20 protein-coding genes are annotated in these 25,285 nt (G+C 45.5%); 14 read left to right on the plus strand and 6 right to left on the minus strand.

The window, feature by feature from the left end; translation table 11 throughout:
• Nucleotides 1-47 precede the first annotated feature (47 nt).
• Nucleotides 48-905, plus strand: coding sequence for a bifunctional UDP-sugar hydrolase/5'-nucleotidase (locus ERX40_RS01245; RefSeq protein ID WP_133416681.1), 858 nt, complete (start codon nucleotides 48-50; stop codon nucleotides 903-905).
• A gap of 9 nt (nucleotides 906-914) precedes the next feature.
• Here the strand turns inward: ERX40_RS01245 and ERX40_RS01250 are convergent, their stop codons facing one another.
• The 3 genes from ERX40_RS01250 to ERX40_RS01260 are packed head-to-tail and all read right to left on the minus strand — an operon-like array spanning nucleotide 915 to nucleotide 2,190.
• Nucleotides 915-1,505, minus strand: coding sequence for a CPBP family glutamic-type intramembrane protease (locus ERX40_RS01250; protein ID WP_133416682.1), 591 nt, complete (start codon nucleotides 1,503-1,505; stop codon nucleotides 915-917).
• Nucleotides 1,498-1,677 (minus strand): YkvS family protein, encoded by a 180-nt coding sequence (locus ERX40_RS01255; protein WP_133416683.1) that lies wholly within the window; start codon nucleotides 1,675-1,677, stop codon nucleotides 1,498-1,500. The genes ERX40_RS01250 and ERX40_RS01255 overlap by 8 nt, the downstream gene beginning before the upstream one ends.
• A 54-nt stretch (nucleotides 1,678-1,731) precedes the next feature.
• Nucleotides 1,732-2,190 carry a sigma-70 family RNA polymerase sigma factor gene (locus tag ERX40_RS01260; RefSeq protein WP_133416684.1) on the minus strand — a complete coding sequence of 153 codons (459 nt, stop codon included), beginning with the start codon at nucleotides 2,188-2,190 and terminating at the stop codon, nucleotides 1,732-1,734.
• A 206-nt stretch (nucleotides 2,191-2,396) separates the two neighbouring features.
• Between ERX40_RS01260 and ERX40_RS01265 the strand changes: the two genes are divergently transcribed.
• Both ERX40_RS01265 and ERX40_RS01270 read left to right on the plus strand, forming a co-directional pair.
• Nucleotides 2,397-2,852: a competence protein ComK gene (locus tag ERX40_RS01265; RefSeq protein WP_165980613.1), complete on the plus strand. Its 456-nt coding sequence runs from the start codon at nucleotides 2,397-2,399 to the stop codon at nucleotides 2,850-2,852.
• A 122-nt stretch (nucleotides 2,853-2,974) separates the two neighbouring features.
• Nucleotides 2,975-3,424, plus strand: coding sequence for a MarR family winged helix-turn-helix transcriptional regulator (locus ERX40_RS01270; RefSeq protein WP_133416686.1), 450 nt, complete (start codon nucleotides 2,975-2,977; stop codon nucleotides 3,422-3,424).
• A 92-nt stretch (nucleotides 3,425-3,516) separates the two neighbouring features.
• Here ERX40_RS01270 and ERX40_RS01275 read toward each other — a convergent pair whose 3' ends face one another.
• The 3 genes from ERX40_RS01275 to ERX40_RS01285 form a co-directional block, all read right to left on the minus strand.
• Nucleotides 3,517-7,203 carry an N-acetylmuramoyl-L-alanine amidase gene (locus tag ERX40_RS01275; RefSeq protein WP_165980614.1) on the minus strand — a complete coding sequence of 1,229 codons (3,687 nt, stop codon included), beginning with the start codon at nucleotides 7,201-7,203 and terminating at the stop codon, nucleotides 3,517-3,519.
• A gap of 332 nt (nucleotides 7,204-7,535) precedes the next feature.
• On the minus strand, nucleotides 7,536-8,009 hold the full coding sequence (locus tag ERX40_RS01280; RefSeq protein ID WP_133416688.1) for a DUF2538 family protein: 474 nt from the start codon (nucleotides 8,007-8,009) through the stop codon (nucleotides 7,536-7,538).
• Between the two features lie 21 nt (nucleotides 8,010-8,030).
• Entirely contained in the window at nucleotides 8,031-9,134 is a 1,104-nt protein-coding gene (locus ERX40_RS01285; RefSeq protein ID WP_133416689.1) for an LCP family protein, read from the minus strand.
• Between the two features lie 270 nt (nucleotides 9,135-9,404).
• On the opposite strand from ERX40_RS01285, the gene ERX40_RS01290 reads away from it, so the two are divergent.
• The 11 genes from ERX40_RS01290 (at nucleotide 9,405) to ERX40_RS01340 (ending at nucleotide 25,283) form a co-directional block, all read left to right on the plus strand.
• Nucleotides 9,405-10,661: a nucleotide sugar dehydrogenase gene (locus ERX40_RS01290; protein WP_133416690.1), complete on the plus strand. Its 1,257-nt coding sequence runs from the start codon at nucleotides 9,405-9,407 to the stop codon at nucleotides 10,659-10,661.
• Between the two features lie 98 nt (nucleotides 10,662-10,759).
• The gene (locus ERX40_RS01295) at nucleotides 10,760-11,569 is read left to right on the plus strand and encodes an ABC transporter permease (protein WP_133416691.1); all 810 of its coding nucleotides are present in this window, start codon (nucleotides 10,760-10,762) and stop codon (nucleotides 11,567-11,569) included.
• Between the two features lie 17 nt (nucleotides 11,570-11,586).
• Nucleotides 11,587-12,519 (plus strand): hypothetical protein, encoded by a 933-nt coding sequence (locus tag ERX40_RS01300; protein ID WP_133416692.1) that lies wholly within the window; start codon nucleotides 11,587-11,589, stop codon nucleotides 12,517-12,519.
• Nucleotides 12,519-15,227: a glycosyltransferase gene (locus tag ERX40_RS01305; RefSeq protein ID WP_133416693.1), complete on the plus strand. Its 2,709-nt coding sequence runs from the start codon at nucleotides 12,519-12,521 to the stop codon at nucleotides 15,225-15,227. Before ERX40_RS01300 ends, ERX40_RS01305 begins: the two co-directional genes overlap by 1 nt.
• 8 nt (nucleotides 15,228-15,235) lie before the next feature.
• Complete coding sequence (locus ERX40_RS01310) at nucleotides 15,236-16,960, plus strand: hypothetical protein (protein ID WP_133416694.1); 1,725 nt, start codon at nucleotides 15,236-15,238, stop codon at nucleotides 16,958-16,960.
• Between the two features lie 12 nt (nucleotides 16,961-16,972).
• Nucleotides 16,973-18,325, plus strand: a complete 1,353-nt coding sequence (locus ERX40_RS01315) for a glycosyltransferase (RefSeq protein WP_133416695.1) — start codon at nucleotides 16,973-16,975, stop codon at nucleotides 18,323-18,325.
• Nucleotides 18,306-19,223 carry an ABC transporter ATP-binding protein gene (locus ERX40_RS01320; protein ID WP_208001639.1) on the plus strand — a complete coding sequence of 306 codons (918 nt, stop codon included), beginning with the start codon at nucleotides 18,306-18,308 and terminating at the stop codon, nucleotides 19,221-19,223. The genes ERX40_RS01315 and ERX40_RS01320 overlap by 20 nt, the downstream gene beginning before the upstream one ends.
• Nucleotides 19,224-19,253: 30 nt before the next feature.
• On the plus strand, nucleotides 19,254-21,722 hold the full coding sequence (locus ERX40_RS01325; RefSeq protein ID WP_133416697.1) for a heparinase II/III domain-containing protein: 2,469 nt from the start codon (nucleotides 19,254-19,256) through the stop codon (nucleotides 21,720-21,722).
• Nucleotides 21,723-21,766: 44 nt separating this feature from the next.
• The gene (locus ERX40_RS01330; protein ID WP_165980615.1) at nucleotides 21,767-23,749 is read left to right on the plus strand and encodes an acyltransferase family protein; all 1,983 of its coding nucleotides are present in this window, start codon (nucleotides 21,767-21,769) and stop codon (nucleotides 23,747-23,749) included.
• Between the two features lie 6 nt (nucleotides 23,750-23,755).
• Nucleotides 23,756-24,046, plus strand: coding sequence for a hypothetical protein (locus ERX40_RS01335; RefSeq protein WP_133416699.1), 291 nt, complete (start codon nucleotides 23,756-23,758; stop codon nucleotides 24,044-24,046).
• Nucleotides 24,047-24,101: 55 nt separating this feature from the next.
• Entirely contained in the window at nucleotides 24,102-25,283 is a 1,182-nt protein-coding gene (locus ERX40_RS01340) for a glycosyltransferase family 4 protein (RefSeq protein ID WP_133416700.1), read from the plus strand.
• Nucleotides 25,284-25,285: the final 2 nt, after the last annotated feature.

A 25,285-nucleotide genomic window follows, 5' to 3' on the forward strand; every position in this document is an offset into this window, starting at 1 on the left:
AGGTACTCCTGTATCAATATTTGGTATAATGAAAAAGGGTGAATCGCATGCATAATCTTGATATACATATTATAGCAACAAATAACATAGAGGGCATGCTCTTCTCGGAGACCAATCTTCTTAAAGCGGCCAGCTATATCAAAAAAGTCCGTCGTAACTCACCGCATCTGCTGGTGCTGAACAACGCCAATACGTTCTGCGGCTCTCCGGACGCTGACTTTATCGCTGAAGAGCGGAACTATAAGCGGAATCCCGTCATGATGGCCATGAACCAGATCGGCTATGATGCAAGCGGCATCAGCGCAGGTGACCTGGCCAAGGGACTCGGCTTCTTCAGTCAGACTCAGGCGATGGCGCAGTTTCCCTTTCTGAGTGCGAATATCCTCCATCCGCGGACAAAGGAGGCGTTCTTCAACACACCTTACATCCTCAGGCAGGTCGGTACGATGAAGGTCGGTATACTCGGTATGACGGCGACGCTTGACTTCCGTAAGCATTACAGCGACGTCTTCTATATGGAGCGCACGATTCATGCGGCACGTCGCTGGATCCGCCATATGCGCGACAAGGAGAATCCTGATTACGTCATCGTCCTGTACTACGGTGATATCGCGAAAGTCTCCTCGTACGACAAGATGCTCCGGGCGACTGAAGGGGTGGATCTGATGCTGTCGAACTCTGACCTGAATGAAGTCATCGACAGCACTTGGCATGTCGGTACGCCGCAGGATATATCCGGCCTGACACACATGCAGCTGCAGTTCAGACAGCGGACGACGACCTATGAGCTCATGGATTTCCGGGCGGAGCATGTGAGCCTGAAGGGCTTCAAAGAAGACCCGTACCTGCAGGACGAGCTGTACTATACATTGAAAGAATGGCAAAAAAAGAACAGCACCCGTTGAAGGTGCTGTCTATGTGTAAAGCAGTATCAGAATGACGACCGATAATATCTGGCCGGTGATCGGTGTGATCAGCCGTCTTGAATACTGGTAGCCTGTCGCCAGGACCAGCTGGAATAGGAATAAGGTCAGGAGCTGCAGCGGACTGAGCGTCCAGATGAAGAGACTGACCGATGCCAGACTGGTCACGACCACGGCAAGAGCGGGATTTGAGATTGTCTCCTGCAGCATCGTTCTGAAGTACAGCTCGTGCAGCGGTACGGTCAGTGCGAGTGACACCATCAGCTGCCAGCGGTAATGCACACCGATATCGATCAGCGTCTTCATGACCGCGGGATAGCGGACAGCAGGGATGAAGTGCTCAGCTATTATATAGACCGCTATCAGTGCAGCTGCTGACAGGAGACCTGTACTGATGGACTGGCCAATTCTTCTTGACGTAAGGTTCCTTTTATATTCAAGGGAGCTGAACGTCGTCAGCAGGAAGATACCAGTGACCATATGCCAGAATACCCGTTCTGTATCTCGCGCCACAAAGATAAGCAGATGAAAGAACAGGAATGACATCAGAAAAAGAGAAGGTCGGCTCAGCCATTTAGTCATTGATGATTTTGTAGCGTTTGTGGTTGATGACTGTTTTTTCCGGCTGATCAAGCTGTTCGAAATTATCCATGATAGTCAGGTCGACGATAACAGAGTTTTCGTTCACCTTTTCCACTTTACCACGTAATCCTTCATGAAATTCCACAACATTGCCTACTTTAGCGATATCCATATTCTAGCCTCCTCTAAATATACTATGCGTCATTATACTAAATTAAGCGTCAGATTAAAATGGCAAATCATTATTTTGTCGCAATTTGTGCTGCGCTTTTTTACGGATATACTTCACCTGAGAAGAGGTGCGCTGCATTCTGCCGGCGATTTCTGTGCTGGAATAACCGGCATCAGTCAGACGGTACCACTCCTTCTCGTCAGGACTCAGCGTCTCCTGACAGAGCGAGTAAGAGTCGGGGGCGCACTGTTCAGGCACCACGTCCTGTTCCATCAGAAGGAAGCGCGCCTGATATTTCATGCGCCGTCTGATCTCATCGATCAGGCAGAACTTCAGCTGAATATAGACATAGTGCGCTTCATTCTTCGTCTGACTGCTATCATAGCTCTGACTGATCTGCCATAATCTGATCAGAGCCAGCTGATAATAATCATCACGGTCATAAGAGATGCGGTACTTGTGCAGCAGATGATGGATCATGCGGTCATACTTCGTGTGCCATTCATCAAACATAAGAGCTCCTGACGCGATCGATCGACTGATGATTTCCGGATAAGTCCATCATAGAGGGCGGAAGCTCAGATGAGAAATCGGTTTTTAAGTCAGATTTGTGGATTTTATTAAGTTATATGTGTATATTGTTAATTTTTAGCTCTAATTATCTCTTTTTGGGACTGAAACCTTATAATGTGCTTATATTGAGTAGGAGGGGTTCTGTTATGAAACAGTTTGTCGGGAGTCATGTTGTTTATATTCGGAGGACTAATGATACAAAAGGAATGACTGAAATTGCTTTTTACGACGGTGAAACTGAGTGGGTCACCCACACGCCTGATCAGCTGCTGAATGAAACACTGCGCATGCTGAACAGCAGTCTGACGGCGAGCCGTGAATCAATGAAATCGATGATGAAATACACGCAGTACGCACCTGTCATCATCGATGCGCCGCTGAATCTGGTCTTCTTCCCCTTGCATACCCGCGATAGCTACGAGATGTGGTATATCAACAGCCAGCACTACCTGCAGGCCATCGACTATGATAGAACGACCATCTACTTTACGAACGGCCGTTCACTGACAGTGGACGAGAAAGCCTCGCACATCATGAAGTGCCAGAACAAAGCGCTTCTGGCGACGGACTTCTACAGCAAAGTAAGAAAACGCTTCCTCTGAGATTATCAGTCAAGCATTTAGATAGTAGGCTACTAATTATAAAATTGTCATGAGAAAGATTGCACAACATTTCCGGTTAGATTATAATTTGAATAACCTGTTATATATTAAGGAGAAACCCTATGGAAGACCAACGTTTAAAAAGATTCGGTCAGCTTATTTACTTCGTCAACGCGAAGATAGATGAGATCACTGCAATCGAACTCGCCGACTACAGCATCTCGAGAGAGCAGATCTATATGCTGGAACTGATCCGGAACGAAGAGAACATGACTCAGAAAAAGCTGATCTTCAAGATGAGTAAGGAACAGACCGCTATTTCGCGCTCCATCAAGAAGCTCACTGAGCACGGATTCATTACGAAAGAACAGAGTATGTATGATTTACGTTCGACTGTTCTTAAAGTGACAGACAAAGGGGAAGGAATCGTGAAGATGGCGGACGACATCAAAGCAAAAGTCGTGCGCAGCTTTTTGAAAGAGTTGAATGCAGAAGAAGCAGAGGCGCTGATCGGAATCCTGGAGAAAATCTATCATTCCTTCAGCATCAGAGACCCCTTTAAATTTCAATAGTAAAAAGTCATGGTTCCGGAGATAATCCTCTGAGAACCGTGACTTTTTCATTAAAAAAACAGCCCGGACCAAAAGTCCGGGCTGTTCGCTGTTTATTTATACTGGTCAATCAGGAAGTTCAGACCAGTCAGTTCGATACGACGGTAGAAGTCAGCTAGACGATAAGCATTTTTTGCTGCCCATTTAATATCAGTTGCATACTGATGAGTAGCAGGGTTCGCCGGATTCCAGCGCATCTGATAAAGCGTCAGCTGCTTATTGCCGAAATAGTTCTGAGCGACGAACTGAGCACCACCGACAATTGCTTTAGCAGGCGTGTCCCAGCCTTGACTATATGCATATGAAGTACCCCCATTGAGCGCATTGTGGTCGACCGCGCCTGTGCCATACATATTGTAATACTTTGTGCCGGTCGTTGTAGTATAAGCTTGTTTTGTAGATGGGTTATATCCCATACCGTTACTCAGCTGGCTCGTACCGTTACCCGTCTCAAGGAGTGCATGACTGATCAGGTAGATTTCATTGATATTATAAAGTTTTGCGGCCTCAGCAAATGCTGTTCCTTGGTTTTCGAGAATGCCCATACCAGTAAGCAGTGCATTAAGCACAGTAGCTGTGATACCTTGAGATTTGTTCAGATTCAGGAACTGATATTTCTGGATACTGTCAGAACTGAACTTCGAAGAATCAATATTTGCACGAACCTCTGCTTCAGTGGCGTTACGAGTCAGTGTACGACCATATTGATCTGCATAGACGACTTTTGGTTTAGAGCTGTCAGGTAATGCCATCTGTTTCGCTACTGCCGCATCTAACGTTGCCGCTGCAGGAACAGCGACTTCGGTTAAACGGCTTAAGAAACGATCTGCAATCCAGCCGTATGTCGTACTGTTTTCAAGTCTTCCTTTATGCCATAAAGCAGTACCTATTTTTTCTGTGCGAATGATATGGAATGGTGTACCCAGTTTATCGCTTAATGGCTCAACTCGCTGATATTTCGTACCGGCTGCAGTATTATACAGATATGAAGCAGGAGTGCTGATCACATAAGTTTTTTTGTTCGTACTGACAATACGTCTTGAAGCCTGCTGAATCTCAGCGTCACTTATCCAGCCGACAGGTCTGCTTAAATGGTCGACAGCGTAGTAATAAACTGTATCGCCTTGCTTGGCCTGGCTTTGTACGAAGTAGTTCATATTATAACTCTTTGTCGCACGCTTCGTCCTAAGATCGTTATCCAAGTAAACCGTTGACCCTTTGATTAATGTCTTGCCCATCATACTGACACGTTTCATCTCCTGGAATACTGAAGACTGTTCTGTGAGGTAGTCAGCTGCTATCCAACCTACAGTATTATTGGATGAGACCACGCCTTTCATCCATAATGATCCACCGATTTTCTCTGTTCTGACAACATTAAAATATTGGTTCTTTAAATTCTTATCTTTAACTAATTGTTGTACACTACCACCAGATGGCATTGTATAAATCTTTGCAGTCGATGCGCTGACTTTATATGGCATCTTAGCAGTGCTAACTAGTTGAGCAGATGTTTGACGAATCTGATTGTCATTAATCCAGCCCATTACCTGAGAAGCTTCATTGAGAACATGATAATAAGTTTCACCATCTGAAGTTCCTTTTTTAGTGATATAAAGCTGACGATAAGGGGTACTGTCTTTATATGAATTAGTCAGAGTGATGTCCTTGTAGACGGTTGCTCCGGAATATAATGTTTTACCGTACATCATTACAGGACTGATATTGCCGAGTGTAGAATCAGGTACACTTAGATGCTTTCCACTGATCCAGCCATCGTAACCATTGATAGAACCAAAATAGTAATCAGTTGAATTGACTGTGACTTTTTTAGTCGGATTAAAGGCCTGATTAACTTGAGAAGCAAGGTCATCATATTTCTGACTATATTTACCCCATGGCATACTATAAATACCTGATATCAGTGAATTGACTTTGAATTTCGATGTCACTGTTTTTTCAGGTGAGAGAGTAGCCTGTGTCAGATTACTTGCTTCAACCCATCCGCGACCTACACCTGTTTCATCCGTCAGCGCATAATATGTCTTACCATTGTAATCTGCCTTTTTATTGACATAGTAAGTGTAGTTTTTCTTCTCGGCAGCAGGTGTTGCAGTGGTATCAGTTACAGCTGAAAATACGGGTGCGGTTGATGTCTTGATACGCGCCAGCTTATACTCATTGCTGACAACAGGAGGCCCAGGAGCAGGGGCAGTCGGTGTCGTCGGCTCTGTTGGAACGGTCGGCTGAGTCGGTACTGTGACAACAGGTCCTGTACCTGCATGAGCCTGTACCTTCTGATTGTATTTAAGTGTCACCAGCGCTGCAAGATCGTCCATTGTGTAGCCGTTTTCCTGGAACCAGCCGTAAGGATCCGTATGGTCAGTTCCTCCGAGATAATTAGAGACCGCTTTATGTGACCACAGTGTTCCCTGTCCATCATATTCAGCAGAGTCGACAGGCAGGCCATAGTAGTGCAGATTCATCGCGATATAGTCAGCGTAATTGTTGATTGCTTTAGCGAAACGATCCTTACCGTAGACGCGTACAAGTTCGACCTGAATGAAACGGGCATTACCCGCTGCACCAGAACCCCACGCTATATAATCAGTGTTCGCAGTCTCGATGATCTCATTATCATCGATGAAGGCATGAACGAAGGCATTCTGCCAGTTATTCTTCATATAAGCCACTTCACCGTAAATCGTGGATGTCGGATTCGCAGTTTCATGGGCCACGACACCTTCAGGCTTAGCAGCACCATTGCGGTAAGCAAGCTGAGGCAACTCAGGAGCGAAATCCTGCTTATAAGTCGGCACGACATAGTTCTGTGACAAGATATAATCATTGATTGACGCAGGAGCAGTCGCTGTTGTAGTTGAGGCTGTCAGTGTCCGCGTTGTGGATGGCGCAGCTAATGAGAATGACCGTGTCGAAAGAGAAGACTTTGACGGTTTTTTAGCGACAGCTACTTCAGTAGTTGAAGCTCTTTTTACCGTAGTTTTTTTTCTTAACACTGACTGAGTGACTGGCAATTCAGTCGTAGTGACTTCAGTTTTGACTACTTTGGTTTCTGCTGCAGGTTTTTCAGTCGTCGGCGCTTCCGTCGTAACAGGTTCAGTTTCGACTTCTTCAGCTTGGACTGCAGGTTTTTCAGTCGTCGGCGTTTCAGTTGTCGCTGCTTCTGTCGTCACAGGTTCAGTTTCAACTTCTTCAGCTTGGACTGCAGGTTTTTCAGTTGTCGGCGTCTCAGTCGTCGCAGCTTCCGTCGTCACAGGTTCAGCTTTGACTTCTTCAGCTTGGCCTGCGGGTTTTTCAGTCGTCGGCGTTTCAGTGGTCGCAGCTTCAGTCGTCACAGGTTCAGCTTTGACTTCTTCAGCATTGACTGCAGGTTTTTCAGTCATCGGTGCCTCAGTCGTCACAGCTTCCGTCATAACAGGTTCAGTTTCGACTTCTTCAGCTTTGACTACAGGTTTTTCAGTCGTCGGCGCTTCAGTGGTAACCGCTTCAGTTTTGACTTCTTCAGTTGATTTTATTTCAAGGTTGTAAGGTTTTGCAGACGCATCTATTGTCTGAGCTACCGGATAAGTGACGGCTTCCGCTTCAGATGGGGATTTTTGATCATTATCTTCACTCTTTTCAGTAGTAACTGAGTCATCAGCAGCATGAGCAGATACAGTGTGACCTGCAAGCAGCATCATCAGGAGGGTTGAAGATTTGTAGTAGAATTTAGAATTCATTGTTTTTCCTCTCATTTACATGGGATTTGAATCTTTTTCAGTATAAAATTTTTACATTGATAAATACAGAGCTGCTTTCATCTTGTAATGATACTTTAATATTGATGTTTAAAAATTTACACAAGTTAAAAGATTTTTATAACATAAACATCTACCTGTCTTATATATCGAAATAAAAGAAGATTTGTGTCTATAAACAAAGAATATACGATATAAATGTTTTGATAAGTGTAGTTTCGAAGTAATGATCGATAACTTCGATTGATTGTCCGTCACCTGTCTTCAATCCACAAAAATACGCCCATCCTCATAATGGATGGGCGTGAATTGTTTTATTGTGCGTCACGTCTGATGATGGCTGTATATTGCCAGAATAGTCTCATCTGGACCAGATTCCAGCTGTTCATACCAAGTGAGTAGCCGGATGGATTGAAGATCTTCACGTCTGATACTTCAAGTGCTGCTGCCAGCATGTACTGGTAGTAGATGTCCAGTTCCTGGAAGGTCGCGCTCAGTTCATTGTTGTCAAAGATAAAGTCAAACGGGACCTCGTAATCAAAGATATTGAGCTGTTCGAATATCTCAGGTATCGCTATCAGGTAACAGGCACCATCAATAAGCGGACTGTCATCTGACTGGTGATAGTAGAGTCTTAGTGATTCATAGTTCATATGATGATGCTCATCTAAAAAGAAGAACTGCTGACGCATATAGGCGAGGTCGCCGCTTTCTACTATCTGATGTTCCAGACGGTTGAACATTTCGTTGATCTGATGATATTTTTCATACGTTTTACGAGTTGTCATATAACCATCCTTTCCTTAAGCTTAGTCACTATCCGTCGCCTCAGTTGTCTGTTCAGCCGTTTCTCCTGTGTGACCGAACTTCTCATTGTAATCTTTATTGACGCCATCAATCTCAAGCGGCATCAGGGGAATCAGGTCACCGTATAGTCTGGTTACTTTATAGCTCAGCAGGTCTTGATCTGATGCTGCAGGCAGATTAAGGTCCTTACGCAGAAGACTAGCTGTTTCTGAGACTTCTGAGAAATCGGGCTTATAATAATAGATTTCATTGTACATATAATGGGTGCCGCCAATCTGTGCACGCTTGAATTCTACGTCACCTTTAGAGTAAGTGGCTGCGAGCGAGGTGATGTCATCAAATGTCATGTTATGCTTCGCATTATTGCCGACAATCTCAACAAGTTCATCGATCTTCGCCAGTGAATCTGTGTTCTTCGCTTTCTTCATTATGGCTTCAATCATCTCGACCTGTCGTCTGCCGCGTCCGAGGTCAGTGTCGACGTGGCGGCTGCGGACGAGTGCGAGTGCCTGATCCCCGTTGATCTTCTGATAGCCTTGCTGGACTTTGATGCGGCCGTGATCATTTTTCGTCGGTTCATTGATATCAAACGGGACGTTGAAGTAGATGCCGCCGAGTTCATCGATAATATCAACGAATGCCTGCATATTGATGCGCACGTAATAGTCGACCGGCACATTGAAGAGCGTCTCAACCGCATTCATGGAAGAAGTCGGACCGCCGTCCGCATGGGCATGAGTGATTTTGTCGTAGTAGCCGACGGATGGGATATAACTCAGCGTATCACGCGGGATGCTGACGAGTCTGACCTGACGTTTGTCACGGTTGAATGTCGCCAGAATCATGGCATCAGTACGTGCTTGCTCTATCGCCTGACCGTTTTCACGACGAGCCGGACTGTCATCGATGCCGAGGAAGAGGATGGAGACATGATTCATCGCCGGATTGACTGTTTCTTCTCTGAGTTTCGACTGACCCGTATTCTTCGTATAGGACTTATCCACCGCATTTTTAGTCTGGGAATAAAGATAGCTGGCATAGGCAGCGGGTGCTATGATGAGACTGAGGCTCAGGAGGATCAGCAGTATTTTTATCGGTTTTTTCACTAGTAGGTCACCTGACTTCTTTTTTTAAATGCTCTTATTATACTTAATAGGGGTAGGAACAACAACTTTTTAATTTTGAGCTATCTGTTATAATAAGGATAACACTTTTTTAGTTGTAATATTCTTTCATATACGTTACCTTTACAGTGTTTCACTATATCTTGATTCTTTAAACGGGATTGATTATAATTATAATGTTTATAAGGGTTATAAAGCCACTCATTTTACCGGCTCTATATCCATCACTATTAAATTGAAGGCGGGATTATTTTGAAATTAACAACAGTAGGACTTGGATACATCGGATTACCGACATCCATCATGTTCGCAAAACATGGTGTGGACGTCGTCGGCGTCGACATCAATCAGAAAGCTGTTGATTCACTGAACAGCGGTAAGATTCATATTGAGGAGCCAGGCCTTCAGGAAGCATTCGAAGAAGTGCTGGCGAGCGGCAGATTCAAAGCGACGACAAAGCCGGAGCCAGCTGACTGTTTCATCATTGCAGTGCCGACACCGAACAATGCTGACCAGTTCAAATCATGTGATATCTCTATGGTCATGACTGCTGTTGAATCCGTGTTACCTTTAGTCGAGAAAGGCAATGTCATCATCGTGGAATCAACAATCGCACCGCGTACGATGGATGACTTTGTGAAACCCCTCGTTGAATCCAAAGGCTTCACGATCGGTGAGGATATCTTCCTCGTCCACTGTCCGGAACGCGTATTACCTGGACAGATCATGCACGAACTTATCTACAACAACCGTATTATCGGTGGCGTGACACAGAACTGTATCGAAGCAGGTAAGAAGGTCTATGGTACATTTGTGCAAGGTGAAATGATCGAAACTGACGCAAAAACAGCTGAGATGAGTAAGTTGATGGAAAATACATATCGTGATGTCAACATCGCGCTTGCGAACGAACTCGCTAAAGTATGTAACCAGCTTGATATCAACGCACTTGATGTCATCGAGATGGCGAACAAGCATCCACGTGTCAACCTGCACCAGCCAGGTCCGGGTGTCGGCGGTCACTGTCTCGCTGTTGACCCGTACTTCATCATCGCGAAAGACCCGATCAACACAGACATTATTCAGGTCGGCCGTAAGATCAATAACCAGATGCCGCATTACGTCGTCAACAAAGCTAAAGAAATCTTAAAAGCAGTAGACGGCAAGAAACTGACAGTCTTCGGCTTAACTTATAAGGGGGACGTGGATGATATCCGCGAATCACCGGCATTCGATATCTATGAGATGCTGAAAGACCTGGACTACGATGTCGTTGCATACGATCCGCACGTAGAACTGGATTTCGTGGAGAAAGATATCAAGACAGCTGTCAAAGACAGTTCACTTGTCCTTGTGTTAAGCGATCATTCTGAGTTCAAACAGTTGACTGACGCGGACTTCGAAGGCATGAAGGATGCGATTATCTTCGATACGAAGAACGTCGTTAAATCAGACTTCGACAACACGAACTATTATAACTTCGGTAACCTTTACACATTCACTAAGTAATAACATCAGAATATAAAATAGAGGTGAAACATTAGCGCCAAATGGATAATGCTTAAACAATCCTGGAGTTAATGTTTCGCTTTTTTATAGGAGTGCCCATGAAAGATTTAATTCAATTATTTAAAGAGCAGCTGACCCATCTGGAACTGATCTATAAGCTCGCTATCTTTAATATCAAGAGTGAATATTCCAATCACTACTTAGGTATCTTCTGGAATATTCTTCAGCCGGCATTACAGGTCGGTCTTTATTACCTTGTATTTGGACTTGGACTGCGGAGTGTCCGTGCCGATGTTGATGGGATTCCCTTTATTATCCACCTGATCAGTGGATTATTCCCTTGGCTCTTTATCTCGCAGTCAATCAACAGAGGGTCGAATGCCATCTTCTCAAAACTGAGTATTGTGACAAAGATGAAATTTCCGTCAAGTACGCTACTGTCGATCAACTTTGTGAATTCACTGATCAATCTGATGATTACGACGACTTTTTTATTTGTGCTGTCAGTCATTCATCATTATGTACCTTGGTGGCATTACTTTATCTTCTTCTATTTTGTGTTTGCGAGTTACGTCTTTATCTTCGGTATCTCACTTATCATGAGTACACTTACAGTACTTGTCAGAGATACGCGTAATCTACTGCAGAACTTCATCCGGATGTGCTTTTTCCTGACACCGATATTCTGGACAGTCGAGCATTCAACCCCGTTGATGCAGAAGATAACGGGACTTAATCCATTCACCTATTTAGTCGGTATTTACCGTAGTGCGTTCACGCATGCGGAGGTCCCGATGTATGGCGCATGGCACGATCACCTTTACTTCTGGTGCTTAAGTCTCCTGATGCTTTATTTCGGTGCTAAAATTCATTTTAAATTCAGAAACAGACTGGTCGATTACTTATAAAAATTACGAGGTGACTTATGAACGCGGACTTTATTAACGATAATTTTCAGTATGTTGAATATATTCTCGTCAACGAAAAGACTGAGAACGAAATCTTTGCTGACAAGGAACTGACGGAGCCGATCGGTAATGTCAGAGACTATAACAATAAGATCGTGAAAGTAGTTTCCCAATATACTGATGGTGATCTGAAACACGTTCTTGTTGAATATAAGGAAGTTCTTGTGGGATGGTTTTTGTTTGAGACCAGCATGCCTTTATTCAACAAAAAGAACGAGAAAATTGAAGTGGAGTACGAATCTTTCTATTCTCCGGAAATCAACAGTCTGATCAATAAGAACGGAGACTATAATCTGTATTTCCAGCGTTACCAAGTCTTCAGCCGATTCTTTGCTTACCATAACGGCCAGCTGCTGGAAGCGATCTTCAGAAAGAATACGTTTGTCGCATTTGCGCCGTCAGAAGTCATTGACCGGCTAAGGGTTGTCAATACGGTAGCTCAACTTAAGCACAAAGACACAGAACTGTATGCGACATCAAAAATGGATGAGAAGATTCTGATGAACAAACTGGATCGAGAGTCAGAAGTCAAGGTCCAGTCCTTTTTCCCGAGATTAAAACGCGCTAAGATCAAGCAAGGGCCTGTAACAGGCTGGGTTAAAACAGAAGACCTTACTGATTTTGATTATAATGAGACAGCTGAGCAGGACTTCAGTCAACAGCATATTCTTCAGCAGCATATTGAAATTAGGTATGCCAACGAACAGACAGAAATCAAGACCATTATGATGAAGCTGCTCAACGAAAATATCGCTCTCGAGAAAAAGCTTCTGAAACAGAGAGAACTGACTAAAAAAGTGACGCAGCGCTATGCTAACCTGCGCAATTCAAAACTTGGCAAGATGCAGCTCCTGATCTGGGATAAACGTGCAAAGCGAGGTAGAAAATAATGATATTCAATCGTGACCATAACTTTCAGGATAAAATCATCTCCCGTCTTCTGAATGAGACACCTGCTGTAGAAAATTCAGCGGCAGAGAACACTGAGGAAAATAAAGTCATCAATGAACGCAATACGAACGTCAATCTGGAAGTACTCGAAACCGAGCGAAAGATTGAACGGTATCAGCAGTTTCAGGATGTTCTGTCAAAAGACTATTCACTCGGTTTATCGCTGCTGAGCAATATGAAGGAAAATGAATCATTTGTGGACTTCATCGAGAAATGGCAGCGGGAAGGGAAGACTGATTTCTTCAGCAAGCTCGAGCCTTACCTTGCCAATGTGCCTGAATCAAATGGCAGCCGTATTTTTACGAGAATCAACAAACGCGTCGGCATTATCTGTGATGAATTCCTGTACAACAGCTACAAAGATGTCATTGATCTGGTCTATATCCCGCACGACTACGAGACGATTGATCTTGATTTTGACTTTGTCATCATTGCGACAGCTTGGACAGGGATTGATAAGAGCTGGGCGGGTCTTGCTTCACTGAATGGTTCAGTGCGTCGTCATGCCATTGAACTGATCTCGCTCCTGAAAGCAAAGCAGATACCTGTGATCTTCTACTCTAAGGAAGATCCGGTCAATTACGATGTATTCAAGGATCTGGCGACACACTGTGATTTCATCTACACATCTGCAGTTGAAATTGAAGATCAGTACCGTGATTATACCGGTAATGACAATGTCAGCACACTGACATTCGGAATTAACCCGCATTATCATAATCCGGTCGGTACACGGACAGACCTCAGCCGCCGCAACAAAGATGAGGTCATCTTCGCGGGCAGCTGGATGGTCAAATATCCAATGCGTAATAAGGAAGCGGGCCGCATTTTTGATGCGGTCAACAAGAATGACACTGAACTGACAATCATTGACCGTAACCTGGAGCTTCAGCGTTCACGGTATTACTTCCCGCTGAAATATATTCCGAACATCACAGGTCCTCTGCCTCACGAGAATCTGCAGAAGATTCACAAAGTCTTTCGCTGGGCCATCAATGTGAACTCGGTTAAATATTCAGATACGATGTTCGCTAATCGTATCTATGAACTGCAGGCATTTGGTAACCTGCTGCTGTCCAACTATTCAGTAGGCGTCAATAACAAGTTCCCGAACGTCTTCATCCTGAATCATAAGACGGATTTTGAGACTATTTTCAACAATCTATCTGAGGATGACCTGAAGTCCATTCAGGCGAAAGGCATCCGTAATGTGATGAGAAGTGAGACGACTTATCATCGTATGCTGCAGATCATGCATGATATCGGCATTGATTATAACGAGACATATGAACTGCCTGTCTATGTGGTTGTCCCTGCTATCACTGATAGCATTCAGTCACAGTTTGATGCTCAGTCATATGGCAATAAACATCTGATGACAGAGACTGACTTCAAGGAAGCGGACATTACTGAAGGGTTTGTGACTTACTTCAATGCGCAGTACTTCTACGAGGAATATTATCTGGAAGATCTCTATTCCGCCTTCAAATATACCGATGTTGATTTTGTGACAAAATCTAATGATGAATCAGAACATCATAACTTCACTACAAATCAGTATGAAGGTCTGACGATGTATGACATCAGTAAGCTCGGTACAAGTGGACTGCAAGGGTATGGTCTTGATAAAGTGGAAGTAACGACCCCTGCAGCACTCGCTGCAAAACAGGTTAACCGTAGCAAGAAAATGAGTGTCATCATCCCGATTCATAATAATGGTACATACTTAGAAGATAAATGTATGTCATCTCTCAAACGTTCAAGCATGTATGATGATATGGAGATCATCTTTGTCAATGACGGCAGCACGGACGAGCTGACTATTCAGATCATTAACCGTCTGCGCAGGCAGAATCCATCAATCGTCTATTATGAGTTCGAGAGCGGCAGCGGCAGTGCCTCACGTCCACGTAATAAAGGGGCGGAACTCGCCTCAACGAAATATATCACGTATCTCGACCCAGATAACGAAGCAATCGGCGATGGTTATAAATATCTATATGACCGTCTTGAAGAGAATCCTGAAATAGATATGGTCGTAGGAAATATATTGAAAGAGGACAACAAAAAACGCTCCGAATTCAACTTCTATGTGACAGGGACGAAATACAATAACGGACAGGCGCTTATCACAGACCCTCATGAATTCATGGAGCGCTGTGGACTTCGTGCCCAGAGTATCCAGGCACTTGTCGTGAAATCAGATATCATCAAGAAGAATAACCTGCGCATGGTCGAAGGTGCGGCCGGACAGGATACAATGTTCTTCCAGGAGCTCGTATTAAACTCAAATCAAGTGCTTCTTGTCAAAGAATATATTCACATGTATTATGCAGCTGTTTCAGGATCCGTGACGAACACCATCTCGAAGAAATTCTTCGACAAGTACTATAAACTTGAGACAGAGCGTATTCCGTTCCTGCTTGAGAACAAGCTGATGGATACTTATATGGAGAAACGTTTCAACTTCTATGTCAAGGGCTGGTATATCGTCCGTCTCGACCGTATAGCCCCTGAAGACCGTAAGGAGGCCGTGACACGTTTCCTTGATATTTACAGTCTTTATGATGGTTACAGCCGTCCTGAAGACCGCGACCTGAACGATGTGATAGAAAGCCTGAAAGAAGAAGTCAACTATCTGAAGTAGGTGAGAAGATGTTAGCTGATCAACATTATTTTAAGGGATTCACATTGTCCGAACAGCCTTTGAAGGCTGACCATATTCGTACAATCCAACTAGGCAAATCTATACTATCTTTTGACCGTGAACTGCAGACAGCAGAATATAAGGGGGAGTCGCACCTTGTACTGATTGGCTATGCTGTTCTCGCGGAGGACATCAGTCTGACAGCAGAACAGATTCTGGAGCGGCTGGATGGACTGAGTGTATCTGACCGCCATCATCTGCTGAACAGACTGAACGGACGTTATATCCTCTTGATTGCAGAGGATGAAATCAAGATCTACCCTGATGCGACAACGATGCGCCCGCTCTTCTACTGTGCAGACTATCCGGTAGTCGCGTCTCATAGCGCATTGGCAGCTGAATCCTGCCGCCAGCTATACGGTACAGAACTCAAGTGTTATAGCGGTGAAATCAATGGTTATCTCGACTATTCACGATATGAGGGTGTCTATAAGCTGAATCCGAATACGTATCTCTCCTTCGGCAGCCAGAAGACGACGCGGTTTTTTCCTGATCAACCGTTTGAGACAATGGCACTGTCAGAAGTGCTGAATCAGTCCATTGAATACTTCTCACGCATCAAGGAATGGCTGAAGATGCAGGATACTTATATGACTATCACAGCAGGAATAGATTCGCGTCTGTCACTGGCAGTCATGCATGACCCGGCTATTCCGCTTCTCACCTATAACAGTCTGGGCAAGCTCTCATCATTAGCAAAGCTGACTTATGAGAATGATGTACGCACTGTCCAGTCCATAGTGGATGATCTAGGTCTGAATCATAGACTCATTCATATCGAAAACAACGACAACGTAAGCGATGCAACGAAGACATACAGCAGTCAATTTGAATCCACGCATTCTTTCAGCTTGAGTGAGAAGATGGCTGAAAGTAACCTGAAGGGTAAACTGCACATTAAATCGAATATCTTTGAGCTTGCTAAGCTCCCTGTCGTCACTAAATATTACGAGACGAAAGATTTTCGGTTTATGGCTACCATCGTCAAGAAGAAGCCGAAAGCACTGCACGCATTGTCAGATGACCAGATGGTTGAAGATTATCTGAAACGTGCAGACTTATCACAGGAGAAGGCAAAAGGCCACTATCTGGCAGACCTTTACTACCAGGAGCAGCGGATGGGTAACTGGCATAGCAATGTCACGCAGGAAACCGACAACAGTGTTGATATCTTTATCCTGCTGAATACGCGGGAGATGCTGAGACTCGTGACCAGTGCACCGGTGAATGTCAGAAAGAACAGGGTATTGCACAGGGAATGGATCAACCATTTCTGGCCGGTTCTCAATTTCTATCCGATCAATGATGAAGGGAATCTCTATGAACTCTACAGAGAGCATAATGAGCAGCTGGTGATTACGGGAGAAGGCATCACTTTTGAAGACGGAGAAGTACTGCCGAAGTGGCCGATGACACAGACCGATATTCCGTTCTCCGTGACAAATAAAAGCGCTGATAGACGCATGCTCGACTTCAGAAGTTATTACAGCAATCCGAATGCACTCGGCACGATTAAAATAAAGATAGGATCTGAGACCTACAACTACCAGGACATCGTAGCGGGTCATACTATCAAGCTAGATGCTGGTGATACTGTTCAGTGTGCCATAATCTTCAATAAGTGCTATGACCGTGAATCATGGCAGAAAGCGGCACGACTGACGATAAAATAAGAAGGTGAAACAATGAAGAAAGTGACGATGTTTGTCTGGAATCATTTTACGAACGATGCCCGTGTCAACCGGGAATGTACCGCATTATCTGAGCACTATGATGTCAATCTCATTGCGATTGATGACCCGAAAGACGATTCAGTGAAACGCTATGAAGAAATCAATCCACACTTTCATGTGACGCGTGTCAGACGGTACCCGTTAGTCATCACGTGTTACCAGAAGGATAAGAATAAGTTCCTGATCACTGTCGGAACAGTGACGACTGTAATTGGTGCAGCATTTCTGTACATCAACTGGTCGCTCCTCGTCTATTTTGCATCAGTTATGCTGATGGCAGCAATGATGATCAAAATCCGGAAGTTCCGTAAGAGCTTTGTCAACGGTGCGGTCATACTGAGGATGATCAGAGAAGGTTATGGGCAGCATGCAGATATCTATCATTCCAACGACCTGAATACACTGCCGCAGGGTATCATCTGTTCAAAGCTCAGACTGAAACCGAAGAAACTGATCTATGATTCTCATGAGGTGCAGTCATCACGTACCGGTTATAATCCGCAGAGAATCAAACGGATCGAACGTTTTCTGCTGAACTTTGTCGACGAGATGATGGTGGAAAATCATACACGGGCTGCGCATAATGAGGAAATCTACGGCTTCTATCCAAGGACGCTCTACAACTATTCAGAGCTCTATGATATAAATGAACGGCCAGAAGTCAACTTGCATGAGAAGCTCGGTCTGAAACCTGGTGAGAAAATCCTTCTTTATCAGGGAGGGCTGCAGCAGGGGCGCGGACTTGAACGCCTGATTGAAGCAATGCCCGTGATTCAGGAAGGGACACTTGTCTTTCTGGGTGCCGGTAAGCTTGAGAAGACGCTGAAGGAAATGGCAGCTGCGAGTCCGGCACGTGACCGCATCAAATTCATTCCGAAAGTTCATTTCAAGGAGCTGCCATCCTACACCAGAGAAGCCTATCTCGGTTTTCAGGTGCTGCAGAACATCTGTTACAATCACTACTCTGCATCGTCAAATAAACTATTCGAATATATCATGGCAGATGTACCGGTCGTCAGCTGTTCATTCCCTGAAGTAGAGAAAGTCGTGACAGGCGAGCGCATCGGTATTGCGGTTGACAGCCATCAGACTTCTGAGATAGCGGCTGCCGTCAACAGACTGGTCAGCAATCCGTCACTGAGAGCTGAAATGGCAGAGAACTGCAAAAAGGCCAAGCTTAAATACAACTGGGACGTCGAACGGGCGAAACTGATTGAAACTTATAAGACAGTGGAGAACAAAAAAGCATGTCATATCAGTAAGGACCCTACAAGATTTACGAAAGATGGTGAAGCCCTTGTCTAAAGTGAAAGTCAGCCAGGTGTCTAAAGTCTATGACCTGAACAACAGTAAAAAGGATAAGATCATCCAGCTCTTCACGTTCGGTCTCTTCTATAAGGAGAAGCCCTATTATGCGCTAAGAGATGTCTCATTTGAAGTGGAGGCAGGCGATTCGGTCGGTATCATCGGACTGAATGGTTCAGGGAAATCGACGCTATCCAATATTCTCGGTGAAGTGACACAGCCGACGAGCGGGACAATTGAAATAGAAGGACGCAGCTCATTGATTGCTATCTCCGCGGGTCTGAACAATGATCTGACAGGTGTGGAGAACATCAAGATGAAATGTCTGATGCATGGCATGAGTGAAAAGGAAGTCGACGATAAGTTTGAGGATATCGTTCAGTTCTCTGAACTGGATGATTTCATCTATCAGCCGATCAAATCCTACTCCAGCGGGATGCGTTCCCGCCTGGGGTTTGCCATTGCCATTCATACGGAACCGGACGTGCTCATTGTGGACGAGGCACTGTCAGTCGGAGATGAGACATTCTCCAACAAATGTATTGCTAAGATGCGTGAGTTCCAGGACAAAGGTGTGACGATATTCTTTGTTTCTCACTCGACTTCTCAGATTAAGCAGATGTGTAATAAAGCACTGTGGCTGCAGTTCGGTGAAGTGAAGGATTTTGGAGACTGTGACCGTGTCGCGCATGATTATACGATGTATATGCGCAGCTATAGACAGAAGCCGAAAGAAGAACAGCTTGCCTACAAGAAGGAAATGATTGCGAGACAGCAGGAAAAAGGCGAGCAATTCATCAGCAAACAAAAGGAATCCAGGAATATTCTAGACCCATTGATCGGTGCTGCTCTGCTGGGTGTCACTGCGCTCAGTGCCTGGCTGCAGATAATGGGATAGATTAAAGAGGGAACGGGAGGAATCATCACGATGTCAAGAATCAATTTTGAAGATTTAAACTTGAAATTTCTTCAGGACCATAATGACGAAGCGATCATCATAGATAAAGAGGGAATCGATTTTCATTTCAAGATGAGCCTGAAGCAGGGTAGAAACAAGATGGTGGTCTTCTCGAATGGCGCTGTCGACCCATCCAAGAGAAAGCCGCCAGTATTCATGCGTTCGAACTGGGCGGAAGACATGAACTATCACGCCTTATTCATCGATGACCGGACACTCCATGGCAATAACCTGCGCCTCGGATGGGGGGTAGGCGAACAGGAGCGTCACTATCTGGCTGATTATTCACAGATTGTGCGCAGAATCACAGAACTGCTTGCTGTCAGCTCTTCCGGGACATTCTACTACGGATCATCTGCCGGTGGATTTATGTCGATGGCTTTAGCCTCCATGCATAAAGGAAGCGCGGCGATTGTCAATAATCCTCAGACGTATGTCTTCAAATACTTTGAGTCAGCAGTCAATGCGCTCTATTCAACGGTATTCCCTGGGCAGACACATGCAGAGATCAACAAGAACTACAGCAGCCGTCTGTCGATCACGAATATCTTCCGCCGCTCGAAACACACACCTAAAGTCTTCTACTTCCAGAACAGACTCTGCAGCGGTGATATGGAAAATCATCTGACACCTTTCATCAAAACGATGGAGAAATATCAGTTCAATATGCAGCCCGTCCAGTTCATCCTCTACAATGACAAGAAAGCGGGTCATAACCCGATGTCGAAGGAGAAGACGCTCGAACTGCTGGACCTGATCGTCAACGGTAACGAAGGTGGAGTGAAGGAGATTCAGCAGGCAGTGGACTATGCAGCTGGCAAAGATACTGAACTGAAGCTGACAGATCAGTCTGTATTTCCGCTGCTGCCGTACTCGAATCATACGGTACCGATGGCAGATGCAGCGATAGAGGACCGCATCATTCCATTCCCGACATTCGAAGCGGTGCCATTCAGCGATGCTATCTGGGATATCCAGAAAGGTGCTGATACAGTCAGCTATCAGCTGTACCTGCATTCGTGGCGCGTTGTCAGCGAGCTATTGAACCAGTACACTGCGACAAAGGACAAGAAGTATATCGATAAAGCGACTGAAATCATCCATTCATGGCTGGACAATGCTGAAGCGCGTATGACTACAATGACATGGTATGACCACCCGACAGCAAACCGTACACAGGTGCTGATTGAATATATGCATATCATGAAGACCATTGATCCTGAAGCAGATCTCTCCCGCTATATTGAGCAGCTGAATAAGCACTGTCACTTCCTGATGGACGACACGAACTACCGTCCGAACAATCATGGTCTGATGATGGACCGTACGCTTATGGTAGCAGGCATCGTTCTATCCAATGAGCTGTTCCTGCTGAAAGGGAAGGCACGTGCCCAGCAATCATTCTGGATCAATTACAGTCCGAACGGCGTACATCTTGAGAATTCACCGGAGTACCACCGCATGGTGACACGGATGTACCACTCGATAGAAAACTATCTGAAGAAGAATGATGAGACGCTTGGTACAGAGATCAACCAGCTTCTGACCTTGGCAGATGCATATCTGCCGAAAATCGCCAAGCCGGACAGAAGAATCCCTGCAATCGGTGATTCTTCTGAGATGGGTTCTCCGAGCAAAGTGACGCACTGGGAAAACTTCCAGGATGTATCCGCGGGTATCACCGTGCTGAAAGATAAACCTAACCAGCTGTATCTGGCCTTTATATGCGGATTCTCGACTGCAACGCATAAGCACCCGGATGACCTGAGCATTATTCTGAACTACAAGAATCAGGATTTCTTCATAGATGCCGGAAAGTTCAACTACTCCCGCAGTCCGGGTCGTTCATATGTCGTCTCGCGCCCGGCGCATAGTTCATACCAGCTGCACCGTAACTACAAGCGGACGCATGACAACCGTATCACGCAGGCCATCAAGACAGATCACTTCTTTGATACTGAGGACTACTCAGTCGTCTCCGGCTATCACCATGGTTACGAGGGCGCGAAACTGAGACGTACTATCTATTTCCTGAAGAAACTCCACCTTATCTTCATCGAGGATACGGGGCAGTCAGAGACGGAGGTTGATTTCATCAACCGCTTCAACCTCTGTGAAGGACTGACGATTGACGAGAGACCTGACAGAATCAGACTCTCCAAAAACGATGCGACAATCGAAGTGCTGAACCTGACCGGACAGCCGTATGTCCTGAATGACAAGGCGCATGTCAAAGGCGTGAAGCAACCGTTCAATGCCCGTAAAGTCAATCAGAAACTGGCAACAAAACAGATTGTCATCACAGATAAAGCGAAGACGGAGAATAAGTTCCTGACGATGATCCGACTTGAAGATGCGGTCGATGTGAACATCCATGAAAATGATGCTGAATACATCTTCAGCGATGAAACCATGCAGCTCAAAGTGCCGAAGATTTAACCGCAAATGGCACGGATAAAAAGTGTGAGGAGAAGGAAATGAGAATGGATCATCCACAACCGGCGAAAAAAAAGTTCAGACCGGAAATTGAAGGGTTAAGAGCAGTCGCTGCATTTCTGGTCGCTGTCTATCATATCTGGCTGAACAAAGTGTCAGGCGGCGTCGATGTCTTCTTCGTGGTCTCAGGATTTCTGATCACGACAAGTCTGCTATCAAAAGTCAGACGGAACGGCAAAGTGAATTTCTTTGATTTTATATTCGGACTGCTGAAGAGACTGATGCCCTCAGCGTTCTTTGTCCTACTGACTGTGATCGTGCTCAGCTTCTTTTTCCTGGATCAGAACAGATGGCTGCAGACCATCAGGGAGGTCTTTGCGTCTGCTCTCTATTTTGAGAACTGGCAGCTGGCCATCAGTTCGACTGATTATCTGGACCAGCATAATGCGAAGAGTCCGGTTCAGCATTTCTGGGCGATGAGTATACAGGGTCAGTTCTATATCATCTGGTTTATGATCTTTACGGCAGCAGTGCTGTTCTTTAAGAAACAGATGAAACGTGCACTTCTCATCATCTTCTCAGTTCTGTTTGCAGTGTCATTCATCTATTCGATTTACTTGACAGCTGTCAACCAGCCGTTTGCTTATTTCGATACACGTACACGTGTATGGGAGTTTGCACTCGGTGCGATTCTCTGTCTGACGATCACGAAGCTCAAGTTACCGGCAGTATTTGCCGCAGTACTCGGCTGGACCGGTCTGCTCATGCTGATACTATGTGGGCTGCTCCTGGACGTTTCGACAGCATTTCCAGGATATATCGCACTTATACCGACGTTAGCAGCGGTGTTCATTCTGGTCTCAGGTGAAAACCAATCGGGATTCGGGGCTGAGAAGTTCCTCGGACAGCGCTTCATGGTCAAGCTCGGCGGACTGTCGTATGGCTTCTATCTATGGCACTGGGTCATTCTTGTATTCTATAAGGAAATTATCGGTACAGGTACACCGTCAATTGCGGGTGGTCTGTTCATCATGCTGCTCTCTCTGGTGCTTTCGCGGCTGGTGACAGCGGTGGTCGAACGACCGATCAGAACGATCAAGTTCAGCAATCAGTCCTGGCAGATGGCAGGCTTGCTGCTTATCATCATGTTACCCGTGCTGCTGGCGAACACAGCGTGGCAGCAGTATCTTCATCAGCACGAGAAGCAGGCAGACATGCTGATCGGCTCAGAAAGTTATCCGGGTGCCCAGGCGGCCACTATGGACAACGTGCCTGTCAAACCTTATCTGCCTGATGATGCAGCTGTGGCAACTGATAAAGCGGAACCGTTTCTGGATGGCTGCCAGCAGGCGATCAAATATCAGTCGGTTAAAATCTGTGAATATGGCCAGACTGAAGACTATGAATATACGATTGCTTTAGTAGGTGGCTCTCATTCCACCCATTGGTTCAGTACGCTCGAGGAAATCGCAAAGAAGCATCCGATCCGCATCGTGAATATGACGAAATCAGGGTGCAGGCTGACGACCGAGAAATTCAATTACGCGTTATGCGATGAATGGAACGAATCCATTATCGATGAGATAGCGAAAGTGAAACCGGATCTTGTCTTCGCACCTGCCGAAATCTCCCATTTTAATGTGGAGGAAGTGCCGAAGGGGTATATCGAACAGTTTGAGAAACTGAATGATATCGGCATCCATGTCTTCGGTGTCCGTGACACCCCTTTCTTTGCAGTCAATATACCGGAATGCATAGAAGATTATGGCCGTGACAGCGAGAAATGTACGGTGAAGAAAGACCTTGTCGTACCTGACGTGACCGACTGGTCAAAAGTACGGAATAAGCCGACTAACGTCCATTACTATGACTATACGGATTATATCTGTCCTGACGAATTATGCCGGCCGGTCATCGGGAATGTTGTCGCCTATTTCGATAAGAATCATATGACAGATTCATTCGGACGCACACTGGCACCTGCAGTTGAACAGGATTTAATCCCTTTACTGGAACAGGTGAAGAAATAAGCTCAAGTGAAAATAATCGCTTCATCTCGGGATGGACCGGACTCCGATAAGGACGGCCGTCATGCAGGGAAGAAGCGGTCAGCTGCTTGTATCTGCACATATGGCTATAAGACTACAACTATTAAGGCGCGTATTCTCTATGCAATGAAGAGTGCATATGGACTCAGTGCGACCAGCGAAACGGATGATCCGACCTGCCACAATAATATTATTCCGGCCATTGCAAAAGATAAGTCGGATCTAGTGCTGACACAGGAGAACGGTCCGCTTTTGAAGCGGGCCGTTTTTATATTCTGATGCAGACGGACTATCATGCTATAATAGAAGCACTATATTAAAAGGTGAGAGAAACATGAAGATACTACTCGTGACCCAGAACTTCTATCCGGAGATCGGTTCAGGCGCCAACCGCTTCCGCAATCTATACAAGCATTTATCAGAGACGAATGACGTCACCGTACTGACGACGCATCCCGCTTATCCGAACGAACGGATGTACCAGGACAAGAAGTACTGGTACGATGATGACATCAACACCACTCAGGACGTCAAGCGTATTGAGATGACGACGAGCAAGCAGTCGAAATCAATGGTGATGCGCCTGCTGTACTACTTCGAGCTAGGGCTTAAAGTCAGGAACTATATCAAGAACAATCAGCAGGATTACGATGTCCTGTACGTCACGACACCGAATATCTTCATGCCCTGGGCAGCGTTCTTCGCACAAAGGCATACGACACGGCGCATCCTTGAAGTACGGGACCTATGGCCGGATTCACTGACCGGCATCGACAAGCTGAAATCATTCAAGTTCGTCTTCCCCGTGCTGAAATTCCTGGAGAAACGCATGTACCAGGTGTCAGACACCATCATCATCAACAACGAAGGCTTCAGACCGCATATCGCAAGATTAGCGCCTAAGGTGACCCAGCATTACTTCCCGAATGCCTTCAATGCTGAGGAGATCAGCTTCTCGGAACCATCAGACGACTTCAAGGTCATCTACACCGGCAATATCGGCTTTGCCCAGAGCTATGACCAGCTGATAGAGATTGCCGGAGGACTGGAAGCCCGTCAGATCCATTTCAATGCGGTCGTCTACGGCATGAATGCGCATCAGTTCTTCGACTATATCAAAGACCATGACTTCAAGTATGTCACAGCTTATCACGAGAAAAGCCGGCAGGAATGCCTGCAGATGATCCGCACCCATAATATTCAGCTGTCCATCCTGAAAGAGACCGAGACCTTCCTGAACGTCCTGCCCGGCAAGATCATCGACGGCATCGGCTGCGGGGTACCCGTTGTGACGAACCTCGGCGGCTATGCCAATCAGCTGATCAATGACAATCAGGTCGGCTACGCGAAGGAGAAAGCGACGACAGCGGACGTGCTAGAGGCCATTGAGAACATCAAGAATAACCATGCACTTGAACAGACGATGCGCCGGAATGCAAGAGCGCTGGTGCAGCAGGAGTTTCTGTGGGAGCGGAATATCGAAGCGCTGAACCGGGTGCTTGCCCATAAAAAATAGAA

Source organism: Macrococcus carouselicus, from assembly GCF_004359515.1.
GTDB lineage: Bacteria > Bacillota > Bacilli > Staphylococcales > Staphylococcaceae > Macrococcus > Macrococcus carouselicus.